This window comes from Meiothermus sp. (genome assembly GCF_037443965.1).
In the GTDB taxonomy this organism is placed as follows: Bacteria; Deinococcota; Deinococci; order Deinococcales; family Thermaceae; genus Meiothermus.
The window spans coordinates 37986-51456 of sequence record NZ_JBBINI010000028.1 but is presented as its reverse complement, the minus strand read 5'-3'; the positions used below and the strand labels follow the sequence as shown (position 1 = coordinate 51456).

Sequence of the window (13471 nt, the reverse complement as noted above, 5' to 3'; positions counted from 1 at the left end):
ATTCGTACCACCCCACTACACCCCTACCGCTCACGCATATAGACGGCGTGCAGGATGGACTTCCTTCCTTCCTCTACTACCCCTTTTTCATGATCCTCGCGCCGGCCATTTTTATGGGGCGCAACGAAGAGAGTACCGAATACTCCTATTTCTGTCAACACCCCCGACTGCATAACTGCTGGGAAAATGAAGTGATACCGTTTCCGCTTGAATCCTTCACCGCCATGCGTAGTCAAAGGTGAAGGATTCAAGCCGACCGAAGGGAGTAGAAAAGCATTCCGGCAGTATCATTCACTCCGGCGAAGTCGCTTGCGCGATTCCGGCAGAGCCGGAACCTACACGTGCGGCAAGTAAGCATGATGCGCTGCTCACGTGCAGAGCATAGTTGGCGGGACAAAAAATATGCAGGAGGTTGGCAGCCTCCTGCGCATAGATGTTGTTTGAGCTATTCGCCTAACACAGCCTTGAGTTGTGGCATTTGTTTGAGTACCAGATAGCGAATAACGCCTGTTCCACCGGTACCACGCAGCATGAGTACCAGTGAAGACTTGTCGCTGATACGGTTCACCATGAGGGTTTTACCAAGATACTCGAGGCTCAGGCTTTGGACGGAGGAGAGGTGGTATTTTTCTCCCATGACGCTCGAGATGGAGAGCATGGTGTGAAGGTAGGTTGCCAGCAGGTCGGGTTCGTTAATGGTTTGGCCCACCCAGGCCAGCAATTGGCCCGTGTTGTTGATGACCAAAACGCTTTCGATCTCGGGTTTATCCAGGAAAGGCCGCAACTCTTGCAGGAGGGATTGGTTGTAATTCGGAGAGACGACCGTAGTTTGAGAGGTAGGTGGAATGGGGGCAGAAGCAGGTTGGGCAGGTTGAAAGGGTTCGGCGCGGCTGGGCGCAGCAGCGACTGGGGATGGCGGGCTAGAAGCAGGTGGAATGGGCGTTATGGGTGGAGTGGAGGTATAAGCGGGAACTGCGGTGGGAATGGGGGCTGGTGGTGGTGAGGCAGGCGCGGGTTCGCTGACAGCAGGGGTGACCTGTTTAGCTGCACTGAGTGCACGCTCGATTTTGGGGAAGAGATCGTCGGGGGTAAAGGGTTTGGAAACCACATCGAAGGCTCCCGCTTGTTGGGCTTGAGCGACCACCCCTTCATTGATGATGCCTGAAATCAGGATGACGGGCACGCTCTGGGTGGTTTTATTGAGTTTAAGCATCTGGCACAGTTCAAAGCCGCTCATGCCCGGCATTACCACATCGGCAATGACCAGGTTGGGTGTATTGTGCCTGACCGCCTCGAGGCCCTGTTCGGCTGTTTCGCTGGTTGTGACTACCAGACCGCGGGTGGACAGCAAGCGCTCCAACACCTTGCGCACGCTGGTGCTGTCGTCAACAACTAAAACTTTGGCTCCTTGCATAGTTACTCCAATGGTAGGGCTACAGACGGCTTTGTGCAGTGATGTGTGACCGTCAAAGCTTAATGAAGAGGAGCGAAGCGGGGACTAAAGACCCCCTCAGATTGTGTTTTGGTCAGTTGATACCGTGTTGCCGGTGATCCATCTCGACCGCCAGCGAGAGCAAGAGCTGATCGGTGCTTTTGCGGATGGTGACGGGTTCTAAGAAGAAATCGGCTTCGGTCAGGGGCTCGAAGTGAAAGTGGCCTTTTTGTTGATTTTCCGCCTGGAGCAGCAGATGTAGCACCGCATCCTCACCGCTCTTACCGGCGTACTCGGCGTGGATGAGCTGACCTTTGGTAAAGAGCCAACTGGCGCTACCCCCTTCAATTTCGACCCGCAAACGCCCGGTTTTGGCCGATTTGCCCAACCACTGGGCCAACTCGAACAAGCTCATATCGCCCAGTTGCCCCTGAATACCGTGTTGTGCGATGGGGTTAGCTGGCTCGGTGATATAGGTTTTGCGGGTGAGTTCGAGAATCAACTTATAAGCACTGCGTACCACCTCGGTTGCCGGGGTATCGAGGGGTAGGATCAGGTCGAGGTCGCCGGCATTGGGTGAAGAAACATCATCCAGCAGGACAAAAGGAACCAGGGCGAGCTGGGGGTCGGAGCGCACCATGTCGTAAAACTCCTTACCGCTCAGGTCGCTAAGGGAGGCTGTGCTCACGATCACCTCGGGGCGGCTACGCTCCAGCAGGGTCATGGCATAGAGGGCACTGTCCTCGACCTGGACTTCAAACCCCGACAGGGTAAAGCTGTCTTTGAGCGCGATACCCCGCTTGGGTTGACCGGTCAGAATCAGAGCCTTCATCGAAATATCTCCTTTACCAAGTTGCACTCCCGATAATACCTGTTCATTGCTTTGCCAAGGCAGATTTCTGTGGGGCGGCTGGACTGGGGATAATCACCCTTGGCACAAGCTATACTCCCTGCAAAAACTTGTCCAATTCTACCTCGTCGGCAGGCTTGGTCAGGTAGGCATTTGCACCAAGCTCGACGGCCAGGTCGCGGTGCTTGGCCGAAGCACGGGTGGTCAGAACAGCCACCGGCAAATGGGAGAGGTTAGGTCGGCGGCGCACTTCTTCCAGCAATTCGAAACCCGACATGCGGGGCATCTCGAGGTCGGTAACCACCGCCTGGAAAGCTTGCTGTTCCAAGAGCTCGAGGGCCTCCTGCCCATCTGCTGCCGTGACGACCTGGTGCCCGGCTTTGCGCAGCATCTGCGCTACCACCTTGCGCACCGAGAGCGAGTCGTCTACCAACAATACGGGGAACCGTTGGATGGTGGTGGTTTCGACGCGGGTCTGGATAGGCATGGCGCTATACAACGAGAGAAGGCCGTTGGGGCTCAGCACCAGAATAACCTCGCCCGTAGCCGAGACCGTCGCTCCGATTAGATGGGGCAGCTCGGAGAGGGGAGCGGTGAGGGGTTTGACCAGCGCTTGTTGAAGCCCTATAAAACGCTCGGCAGCCAGCGCGATCCACTCCCCGCCGCGCCCTTCAACCACCGCCAGGGCGTATTCGTCCTGTGCCACCTGGGGTAAGCCCAAAAGCGCGCTGAGTGGTTTGATGGGCAGGGTGTTGCCTTCATAGGTCACCTCCTGGCTGCCCGCAGGTGCAGCCAGGAGTGTAATGAGGCTTTCGCGCGGAAGAGCCACCACCTGGCCGCCGGTTTGTAGCAATAGGATATCCGAGACCACCAGGTTCTGGGGAATGCGCAGGCGTACGGTAGTACCCAGCCCACTCCGGGTTTCCACGGTCAGGTCGCCGCGTAGACGGCGAACCGTGGCAGCGACAGCGTCCATACCCACCCCACGCCCAGCCACATCCGAAACCACCGGAGCCGTCGAAAGACCGGAGAGAAAGATAAGCTGGATGGCTTCTTCTGGGCGCAGGGCATCTACCTGGGCCTGGGTTCGCAGGCCTTTTTCCACGGCCTTTTGCTTGACGGCTTCCAGGTCAATACCCTGTCCATCGTCGCTGATTTCCAGCACCAGCGTATTTCGCTGTTGCTGGGTGCGGATGGTCAGGGTGCCCTGGGCCTCCTTGCCTCTGGCAAGGCGCACCTCGGGGCTTTCCAGACCGTGGATGACGGCGTTGTTGACGATGTGTAACAAGGCCTCGGACAGGCCGTCAAGCAGTACCGAGTCAATTTCAATCTGCTCACCCTGGAACTTTAACTGGATGGGCTTTTCGCCGGCAATTTGCTGTACCTGGCGGGCCAGGCGCTGATAGAAACGGCCAATCGGGATCAGGCGGGCCCGGCCCACCTCGTTGCGCAAGTCCTGGGATAGCTTGCCGAAGAGCTCGGTTTCCTGGCGGAAGACCTTGAGTTGCTCGCTCAAGCTGTTGCGCACCTCGGCCAGATCGCTGGTCATCTCCTGGATGGAGCGTGCCAGGATGTTGAGGTCGTCATAGCGGTCGAACTCGAGCTCGGAGAATAGCTCTTGCACGGTTTTGCCCAGGGTGCTCTGGGTCTGGGGCGATTGCGCGGGGTTCTGGGCTTCCTGTGAAAGGGAGGGGCGCGGGTTGAGGTAGCGGGTCTCAAAATCGGCGGTGGTGCGCAGGAGGCGCTGGCGGGCACTCTCCAAGAGGTGGTCCATCTCCTCGAAGCGCTGGGCCAGGAGCTCTAAACGGGAACGGGTCACCAGAGTTTCGCCAGCGATATTGAGCAGGGCATCCAGGCGCTCGAGGCTCACCCGCACCGAGGCGGTGCTGCTGGACCGGGGGCGTTGAGGAGGGGAAGCCGGGGCAGCAGAGGGGTTGGATACGGCTGGGGTAGATGGGGCCACGGGCTGGGTGGGGGCTTCTTGCCCCAGCAAACCAGCCAGCCGGCTTTGTACATCCAACAGTTGGCCGGGCAGGTTTTGGGCTGCTTCGGGGTCTTTGCCTTCGGCCACCACGATCATCTTTCCCAGTACCCGGGACCCCTCCAGCACCACCTGGGCAATTTCGTGACTCCAGGCTTGACGGTCCTCGCGCACCTCCACCATCAGGTCTTCGAGCTGGTGCGCGAAGGCCCCAATGGGTTTGCAGCCCACCGAGTAGGCTGCCCCTTTGACCGTGTGCATGGCCCTGAACAGGGCCCGCAGGTGTTCGCCGGTCTCGTCGCCGGATTGTAGGCTCAGCAGCGCGTTGCCCACATGGTCGAGGTTTTCCAGGGTTTCGGGGGCGAAGAATTCCCAAAACTCTGCATTTTGCCGGTAGAACCCCTGCAGTTCCTCGACCACACCGGCCTGAGGGGTGGGTGGTTTGGGCAGGGTTTCATCGGGGCTGGGTTCAGGTGTTTTGCGGGCGAAGGCTTCGGGGTTGTCGGAGGCGAGTTCCTGGATGAGCTGGGCTGCGCCGAGACGGCCTAGCTCGAGGCCCACCCGGCCCTCCTTGCCGTGGATGGCAATGTTTTCCAGGGCGGTTATCAGCACGGCCGTAACCTGGCCCATAAACTCGACTACCTTGGCTTGCTGAACCTCGGTATAGTGTGGGGCGCCCTCCAGAATGCGCTCGGCCAAAGCCCCTAGGTTGGCGGTTTGGGGAAACCCGTACAACCCTGCCGAACCCTTGAGGCGGTGGGCCATCACAACCAAAGGTTCATGTCGCCCTATGGCTAGAAATTCGGGGGTCTGCTCAAAGACCACCACGGTTTCCCAGGCCTCGTCGAGAAAACTTTGTAGCAGATCGGGTATGGTCGTGGCGGACATGCGGGCTCCTAGTCGGGCAAGCGGAATCGGCCCAGGTTGCTCGAAAGCTGCTCGGCCAGATGACGCATGGCCTCGGCAGACAGACGGCCTTCCTGGCTCTCGCTCCCGGTTTGTTGCGCGGTGTGGGCGATTTTCTGCACGGCCTGATCTACCCGCTCCACCACCGACACCTGGTTATGGGCCAGGTTCGAGATTTCCTGGGCTAGGCTGGCAGACTGTGCGGCCAGTTGGGCGATTTCCTCGAGGCGGCTCCCTGCGGTAGTGGCAACGCTATAGCCGGTTTCTACCTCGCGTACCCCGTCTTGTACCAGGCCCACCACGCGGGCGATGTCGCTTTGCACCTGCTGCACCAGGCTGCTTACCCGGCTGGTCTCGTGGGCCGACTCCTCGGCCAGCTTGCGGATTTCATCGGCCACAATCGCGAAGCGGCGGCCTGCGGCGCCCGCACCCGCAGCCTCGAACGAGGCGTTGAGGGCCAGCAGGTTGGTCTGTGAGGCGAAGTCCTCGAGCACTTTGGTGATGGTCTCGATCTCGGCAGAACGTTGGGCCAGCGCGGTAATGTTCTCGGCGATAACCTGCATTTCCATGCGAATATCGCTCATGCCCGAAAGGGTCTGGGTTACGGCCTGGCGACCCAACTGGGCCGACTCGAGGGTCTGGCGTGCGGCCTGGGCGGTGATGCCGGCGCTCTGAGCCATCTGACGAATGCTACTGCTTACCAGTTGGGTCTGGTTTTGCACCTGGCTTACTTCCTGGGCTTGCGAGAGGGCCCCATCTGCGATCGAAGCAGTGAGTTGATCCATCTGGGCCGCGTTCTGGTTCACCGACTCGGCCGCTTGCCGAACTTCCTTGAGCAGGAGGGCAATCTCTTCAACGGTCAGGTTTACCGCATCTACCACGTTGCCCAGCGCATCATTGCTCACCTCGCCGCGCTTGGTGAGGTCGCCCTGGGCAATTTCGGTGGCGATTTCGAGGAAACGCCGCACGTTTTGCTGGAGTTGCAAGGCCCGCTGGCGCTCTTCCTCTTGCTGCTCGGCGAGGCTTCGTAGGGTAAGGATGGACTGGTTGAGCGTCTTGCTCACCAGGCCAAGCTCGTCGTTGGAGCGTAGCTTTACCAGGGAGGAAAGGTTCCCTTCCCCCAGAAGCCGGGCGGTTTTGGTGAGTTCCCGCACAGGCGCCAGGATGGAGTTGAGCACCCCTACGATCAGCCACAGGGCAAGAACGAGGGCCACGATCACGATGAACAAGCTGAGCACCTGATTGTTAACCAGTTGCCCCAAACGTTGATCGAGTACGGTATTGAGCTGAGATAAGCCTGCAATGTTGACGGCATGGTAGGCATCTATGGGGCGGCTGAGCTGTTCAAAATATATGACGGGTTCCAGCGCAAACTGTTTGCTCAGGACCTCCCGCCGGGTTAGGTCTACCGCCGACTCGGTAATGGCCCTGGCCGAGTTCACACGCTCGCTCAGGGTATCGCCAAGGATGGGGTTGGCGGCCAGGGCGTTTTCTACAGTCCGCCCTAAAGGAACTGTCAGCGAAGGAATCTCGCCTAAGTTGGTGCCTCGATTGGCAAGGGAGGCCAATAGACCGTTCAAGCGCTTTTCTTGTTCGGGGGAGAGCTTCTTCGACTGCAATATGATGGTGCCGAGACCCTGTAGCTGGCTTAGGCTTTCCATCACTGGAGGTAGGCGATATACCACCGCGTCTACCAGCCAGTAACTTTGCTTGGTTGGATCGAGGACGAGGTTGGAGCTCGAAGCGATCTTTTCGTTGATGGCATTAAGCTGCTGTATGAGGCGGGTGTGTCCGACAAAGCTTTGATTGGCACTGCTGTTCAAGGCCTGCAGGGTATTCCAGTTGACCTCGAGGGCCTTCAGGTCTTTTTCGAGACCAAAGGGATCGCCTTCGGAGCGGTTGATTTGCTGTAGGAGCAAAAGGTTTCGTTGTACTTCCTCGGCCTTTTTGCTCCGCTCCGTGGCCAGATCCTGATTGCCAGATAGCACTGCGGCGCTCATCCCACGGTACTCGGCAAGCGCCTTAATCAAGACGCTGGAGTGTTGCAAGAAAAGTACCCCCTGCTTTTCTGCTCTTACAAAGTTGATGTCGTTGCGCTGCTCGAAAACCAGCGAAAACAGCAGGTAAAAGATGGGAAAGAGCAGGGGAATAACCAGCAGGGCCAGTTTGTAGGGGATTCGGAGATTACCGAAAAAGCCGGTGTTGGGGGTCTCGAGAACTTCGGCATCCAGCCGTACCTTACGTGTTTGAGCGCCCAGGAGCCCCAACTGCTTGATCTCCACCTCTCGGAAGTCACGATGCAAAGCCATATGAGTTCCCTTGCTTACGCTGGCAGCCGGAAGCGGGTCAGGCTCTGGCTCAGTTGCTGGGCCAGAGCCCGCAGCTCCTCGGCGGTCTGCCGGCCGTTACGGCTTTCCTGGTCGGTTTGCAAGGCGGTGTTGTAGATGTCCTGCATCACATTGGTCACTTCTTCTACCCGGCCTACCTGCTCCTGCGCAGCCTGGGCCACGTAGCGGGCGGCATCGGCGGATTGCTGCGCGAGGATGGCAATTTGTTCCAGCTTGCTCCCGGCCTCGGTAGCGATGCGGTAGCCTTGCTCCACCTCGCGGGTACCGCCTTCTACCGAGATCACCACCCCTTGAATCTCAGTCTGAATACCCTTGACCAGCAAGCCTACCCGCTGGGCGGCGCGGGCCGAGTCCTCGGCCAGCTTGCGCACCTGGTCGGCCACCACCGCGAAACGGGCCCCGGCCTCACCCGCACCCGCCGCCTCGATGGCCGCGTTCAGGGCCAGCAGGTTGGTTTGCTTGGCGATGCGCGAGATGGTGTCCACCACTTCGGAAATCTCCAGGGATCGGTCAGAAAGGCCCTTGATGCTCTTGGAGATGCTCTGCACCTCGCGCCGAATGTTTTGCATGCCGCTGAGGGTGTTTTGTACCGCACCCTGGCCTTGTTCGGCGGCTTCACGGGCTTGCATCACCAGCTCGGAGCCCTGCACTACCTGGCTGGCCATGGTACGGATGGTTTCGGTGGCATCCAGGGCTTCGATGCGGGCTCGAGCCGAAAGCTCGGCCTGTGACTCGGCTTTTTCCTGCACAGCTCCCGAGCTTTGAGCCATCTGCGATGCACCCTGGTTGACCATCTCGGCAGCCGTCTGCACCTGCTTGAGCAGGTAAGCAATCTCCTCAACCGTCAGGTTCACCGCGTCTACCACGTTGCCCAGCACGTCCTCGGTCACGCGCCCGCGCTTGGTCAGGTCGCCCTGGGCGATGTCCATGGCCACGTTCAAGAAGGCCCCGATGTTTTCCTGCAAGAGCTGGCTCTGGCGAAGCTGCTCGGCGTCGGCCTCGGCTTTGGCTTTGAGCTGTACCACGGTATCGTTGAAGGTGCGGGCCAGCGAGCCCAACTCGTCGGAGGACACCACCTGCACCTGCACCCCCAGGTCGCCCTTGCGGAGGCGGTTGGAGGCTACAAACAACCGGTTTACCGGGCCGGTAATCGAGCGGGCTACCGCCCCAACCAGACCGAAGGTAAGGGCTAGAGCCAGGGCAAAGAGCACAAAGGTGATGAGCTGACCCCGTTGAAGGTAGAACATCCGCTCTTCCAGCAGGTTGTCGAGTTGCGCTAGCGAAGCGAACCCGTAGTTGGTAAGGCTGTCAATGGCTGTGCCAAAGGTGGTGTTGTAATCACGGGGCGAGAACGTGAGCTTGGTTGGGGCCACAATCTCGTTGATGGCCAGCACATACGCTTCACGAACAAGGCCCTGGGTCTGGTTCAGCGTCTCGGCTAGCGCAGCGCCCACCTTGGGGTTTTTCTGGGTGGCATACTCGAGATACTGCTTGAGCTCGGCAGAGCTTTGGCCGATTTTCACAGCCAGGGCGTTCACCTCGGCCCGCTCATAGGCGTTGGCCGAGCGCTTGTTGAGGAGGTTCGTTCCCAGGTTGTCCAGCCGGCTCATTTCCTCAAGCAAAATAGGAATGTTGAAAACTGTGGACTGCATCAGGTAATAGGTTTCAATCTCAGGGTCGTTCACCAACTGGGAGTTGTTGCCCACCTGCACAATCAGCTTTTGAATATCAAGCATCAAAGCGGCATGTTCCTCGAAGTTGCTGATGGAGTCCAGGCTTGCGGCCTGGGTTTTCAGCCGGTTCCAGTTTTGCCGCAGGGCAGCAATTTGCTCGCTGACGCCCATCTTGCCCTTGAGCCTCTGGTCGAAGGTTTGGAGGGCCTCGAGGGCGGCATCCACCTCGGCGGCTTTCTTCTGCACTTCTTCGCGGCTGCCCTGGCCGGTCAGCAAACGATCCGCACTGCGGCGGTGTTGCCCGACCTTTACCATGCTTTCGTAAATTTTGTTCAGGTACTGCGTTCCGCTGGCCTCGTTCCAGGCGAAGTTGATGCGGTATTGCTGGGTGTTGTACGTGGAGACCACCAAGAACAAAACCGGAATCAGAAAAGCAAGGCTAATCAGGAGCAGCTTCTGCCAGATTTTGAGCGATCCCAGCAGCCCACCGGCCTGCATCATCTGGGTGGGGGCCGCAGGGGTGGGGCGGCGTGCCGGGCGGGCTTGGAGGGGTTTGGGGCTGCGTCGGGTCATGCTTCCACCTCCTGGGGCTTTTCACCTGAGGTCTCGAGCAGCGAGGTCAGGAACATGGGTAGGCCCACCACCGCAATCGCCAGCAGCAGGAAGATGTTGAGTGAGAATAGGTTGCCAGCAGCGACCATGGTGTGGATTTCCTCACCACCGGTTGCGGTGAACTTTGCGGCCAACATCGCGGTGTAGTGCATGAACGGGATGGCCGAGCCGGTGATGATGGCGGTAACGAGGTAGCGAAAGGGAACTAAGTTAAACGCGGGACTGGTGAGGGTCCAGATCCCGAAAGTACCCAGCACCACTGCAACCAACACCGAGATGCCCACCATGACCAGATCGAACTCGAGCCTGGCATCCAGGCGCATGGCGAACATCCCCACGTAGTGCATCACACCGATACCAGCACCCAGAAAAAAACCAGCACCCAGCACTTGGGTTAAGCTTACCTGGGGTTTGCTAACCAACTGGAAAGCGGCCGCGGCGCCAAAGATGGCGAAGAAGACCGAAGCCAGGGTGATGAGGGGGTCGTAGGCTACCACCATATCGAGCTGAAGTGCGGTCATGGCGATGAAGTGCATGGCCCACACCCCCAGCCCGAAGGTAGCGGCGCCCAGCCAGAGCCAGCGCTTGCTGGCGTTGCCTTGCCGCGGATGGTTGATAGTAGCCAGCGCGGCATAAGCTGCGAAGATGGCTACCAGGAACGAAGCCCCCACCAACAGGGGATCGTGGTTCATGGTGAGATGTGTTTGTTCCATACTGACCGACTCCTTTGGGTGTGCGGGCCTTGGCGGCCCGTAAGAAGATCTATTCAGGCTTGTGGCACAGGTCTGTTGAGTACGCTGGGCGTTTGTGTGAGGGTAGACATTTGCTCGGAGAGGTGCGCAAAGAGGTGGCGCACCTCGAGGATTTGCACGGTCTTACCGCCTTCCTCGAGGACGGCGCTAAAAAGGGGGTTTTGGCTGGGGGTAATCCAGGCACCGCTCAGGTTGCTGTGCAGCCCGATCACCTCGTCCATCATGAAAGCCAGCGGCTGCCCCTCGAACTCGAGCAGGGCCGCAATGCCAGATCCGGCTGGAGGTATCTGCAAAACCTGACTCAAGTCGAACACCGGCACAATTTGGCCCTGGTTGCTCAAAAGCCCCAACAAAGGTTGGGGAGCCAGCGGGACAGGAGTGGGTTGGGTTACTTCCAAAACTTCTTTGAAAGCCCCTGGTTCCACCCCAAGAAAGGTGCTGCCCAAGCGCAGCACCCAGATTTTGCTGACAGTGGTATTGATCATGGATAAGCCCTAGTGCCGTGGGGTATGGTTCAACTGGTCGGTCTGATTACGCCCATAGTAGTTCTTGCACTGCCTTGCGCAGGGCTTCGGGGGTGTAGGGCTTGGTCAGATAGCCGTTGGCACCCTGGCGTTTGCCCCACTCGATGTCGGTGGGCTCGCTTTTGGAGCTAATGACCAGCACCGGGATGTTTTTGGTGGCTTGACTCCGGCGCAGTGAACGCAGCACCTCATAGCCGTTCCGGCCCGGCATCACCACATCCAGCAACACCGCATCCGGCTTTTCAGCTTCGATCCGCTGCTCAACATTCTCACTGCCCTGGTACAGCACCACCTGGTGGTACTGCGAGAGCGATTGTTCGATGAGCTTCAGGTCTGCCAAGGAGTCATCTACCGCGATTAGTTTTGCCATATTTTCCTCCAGGTGTGCGGGTGGAGGCACGGATGACTGCATAAAGGTATTTCCGCCCGCAATCTAACCTCAAGTTATGCGAAGCGTTACGTACCCCCTGTGATGGATGCACGGCTTAGGGGCATTTGGGCGTTACGTGTGAATACCCCCAAATGGGGGGTGGCGGGGTATAGGCCCTGAAGGGACGAAAGTCTCTGGTGCTAAGGCTGAAAAGGCTTATGATTTAATTGAAAGCAGGAGAAACGGCAACGGATTTCCTGCTTCCGGCCTCAGCAGCTTCATCCGAAAGGAAGGGTTGCTGAGGCTTTTTTTACCAAGGAGGTCGCCATGTTCAAAAACATCTTGCTGGCGTTTGATGGTTCTGCCCATGCCCAGGAAGCAGCCCGCCTTGCTGCCGACCTGGCACGGCAGTACGGGGCCAGCCTGTGTGTAGTGCATACCTACGACCCGGTTCCAGATTATCTGGGTGAACCTTTTTTGCAGGAGGTGATTTCGAGGCGAACCGAAGCGGCGGATCGGGTTATAGAGCAGGCTCGAGCCTTGCTTGGAGCGTTGCCGCAGGTAGAAACTGAGGTGCTGGAAGGGCCGGCGGCAGAAGCCATTCTGCGGGTAGCGGAAGTGCGCAAGGTGGACTTAATCGTTATGGGCACGAGGGGTTTGGGACAACTGAGCGGCTTGCTGCTGGGCAGCCAGAGCCAGAAGGTGCTGACCCATGCGCAGTGTCCGGTGCTGCTGGTGCGCTGAAGGGACACAAAGCCCAGAGGAGCGAGCTAGGCTAGGCATGGGGCTGCCGAAGCTGGTTTTGGAGGTGGGCTATGTTCAAAAGGGTGCTGGTCGCCACCGATTTTTCGCCCAGTGCGCAGCGTGCTTTGGAGCTGGCTCGCAAAGGCTTTCCACAAGCCGAACTGCGGGTACTGCACGTGGTGGCAGAGGATTCGCCCTTTACCGCTACCGAGGCTTTGCTCGAGCTAGAGATGCTGGTGTCCGAAGCCTGCAAAGGCGAAACCAACCTGCCTGGCCATGAAGTCGTGCAGGGAAGTCCCGTCCAGCAGGTGCTCGAGTCGGCCAAAGCCTGGGGAGCCGACCTGATTGTGGTGGGGGTGAGCGGTCAAGGGGGCCAGGGTCTGGGCTCGGTGGCTGAAGGGGTGGTGCGGGCCTCGGTGATTCCAGTGCTCACCGTAAGGGCGTAAGGGCCGGTGAAGTCGGTTTATGAGCACTGTTGGGAGTAAGCAGCAGAGATATAGAGCTCGAGGCTTCGGATTTTGTGATTTTTACGTGGGATTTTGACCGGATAAGTTTTGTCTTCTTCGTAATAAACGCAAAGTGGTATCAGACTGCTTCAGACTTTCCCGGTAAATCTGCTTATTTGGAATAAAGTCGGAGGTTCACCATGAAAGCCGGCGAGATGCCCTCGAGAGGCTTTCAAACGATTTATCTGGCCAATGCGCTGCTATCGCTGGCCGATGGGTTTTACTATCCGTTTTTGATTGCCTTTTTGTACGAGATGGAAGGCATAGTGGCGGCGGGGGTGGGGCTCGGTATCATCACCGCGATGGATTCGTTGGGTTCCTATTTTGTGGGTGGCCTGGTGGATCGCTACGGACGCAAACCCTTTTTGCTGGTTAGTGCTGGCCTGAGCGCGGCGGTCTATCTGGCTTATCCACTCAGCCAGCACCTGGGTGTTCCCTGGTTGTATGGCGTGTTGCTAATAGTGCTGATGCTGGACGGCCTGACCGATGGTTTTTGGGACACCATCGAGGCGGTGTATCTGGGTGACATCACCCGGCGGGCTTTTCGGGGCCGGAGCATGGGCAGCTACTGGGGGGTGGGTGGCATCCTGTTTGGGGTTGCCATGATGGCAGCGGGTTGGTTGGGGGTGCATCTGAGCTTCCTGGCGGTGGCCCTGGGGGTGGTGGTGGTGTATCTGTTGGGGATTTGGGTATTGCTGAACCTCGAGGAGTCGTTCCCGTCTGGAAGGAATCCCACCCAAGGCCAGCAGGGATGAAGGTAACGGCACTATCTA

General features: G+C 58.6%; 12 protein-coding genes. 4 read left to right on the top strand and 8 right to left on the bottom strand.

What is annotated here, in order from left to right; all coding sequences use genetic code 11:
* Positions 1-242, top strand: a 242-nt coding sequence (locus WKI89_RS13855; RefSeq protein ID WP_337870584.1) for a hypothetical protein, incomplete at its 5' end; no start/stop codon positions are given.
* Between the two features lie 203 nt (positions 243-445).
* On the opposite strand, the gene WKI89_RS13850 is transcribed toward WKI89_RS13855, so the two are convergent.
* The 8 genes from WKI89_RS13850 to WKI89_RS13815 all read right to left on the bottom strand — a co-directional run bounded on the left by WKI89_RS13850 (position 446) and on the right by WKI89_RS13815 (position 11448).
* Positions 446-1414, bottom strand: a complete 969-nt coding sequence (locus tag WKI89_RS13850) for a response regulator (protein ID WP_337870583.1) — start codon at positions 1412-1414, stop codon at positions 446-448.
* Between the two features lie 112 nt (positions 1415-1526).
* The gene (locus WKI89_RS13845; protein WP_337870582.1) at positions 1527-2264 is read right to left on the bottom strand and encodes a DUF4388 domain-containing protein; all 738 of its coding nucleotides are present in this window, start codon (positions 2262-2264) and stop codon (positions 1527-1529) included.
* 109 nt (positions 2265-2373) lie between these two features.
* The gene (locus WKI89_RS13840) at positions 2374-5151 is read right to left on the bottom strand and encodes a response regulator (protein ID WP_337870581.1); all 2778 of its coding nucleotides are present in this window, start codon (positions 5149-5151) and stop codon (positions 2374-2376) included.
* 8 nt (positions 5152-5159) lie between these two features.
* A complete protein-coding gene (locus tag WKI89_RS13835) occupies positions 5160-7478 on the bottom strand; it encodes a methyl-accepting chemotaxis protein (RefSeq protein WP_337870580.1) in 2319 nt (772 codons plus the stop codon).
* 14 nt (positions 7479-7492) lie between these two features.
* Positions 7493-9763, bottom strand: coding sequence for a methyl-accepting chemotaxis protein (locus WKI89_RS13830; RefSeq protein WP_337870578.1), 2271 nt, complete (start codon positions 9761-9763; stop codon positions 7493-7495).
* Positions 9760-10515: an MHYT domain-containing protein gene (locus WKI89_RS13825; RefSeq protein WP_337870576.1), complete on the bottom strand. Its 756-nt coding sequence runs from the start codon at positions 10513-10515 to the stop codon at positions 9760-9762. The genes WKI89_RS13830 and WKI89_RS13825 overlap by 4 nt, the downstream gene beginning before the upstream one ends.
* 53 nt (positions 10516-10568) lie before the next feature.
* Complete coding sequence (locus tag WKI89_RS13820; RefSeq protein ID WP_337870575.1) at positions 10569-11039, bottom strand: chemotaxis protein CheW; 471 nt, start codon at positions 11037-11039, stop codon at positions 10569-10571.
* Positions 11040-11085: 46 nt separating this feature from the next.
* Entirely contained in the window at positions 11086-11448 is a 363-nt protein-coding gene (locus tag WKI89_RS13815) for a response regulator (RefSeq protein ID WP_337870574.1), read from the bottom strand.
* Positions 11449-11775: 327 nt separating this feature from the next.
* Between WKI89_RS13815 and WKI89_RS13810 the strand changes: the two genes are divergently transcribed.
* The 3 genes from WKI89_RS13810 (at position 11776) to WKI89_RS13800 (ending at position 13453) form a co-directional block, all read left to right on the top strand.
* Positions 11776-12192, top strand: a complete 417-nt coding sequence (locus tag WKI89_RS13810) for a universal stress protein (RefSeq protein ID WP_337870572.1) — start codon at positions 11776-11778, stop codon at positions 12190-12192.
* A 71-nt stretch (positions 12193-12263) separates the two neighbouring features.
* Positions 12264-12638: a universal stress protein gene (locus WKI89_RS13805; protein WP_337870570.1), complete on the top strand. Its 375-nt coding sequence runs from the start codon at positions 12264-12266 to the stop codon at positions 12636-12638.
* Between the two features lie 200 nt (positions 12639-12838).
* A complete protein-coding gene (locus tag WKI89_RS13800; RefSeq protein ID WP_337870568.1) occupies positions 12839-13453 on the top strand; it encodes an MFS transporter in 615 nt (204 codons plus the stop codon).
* The last annotated feature ends 18 nt before the right edge of the window (positions 13454-13471 follow it).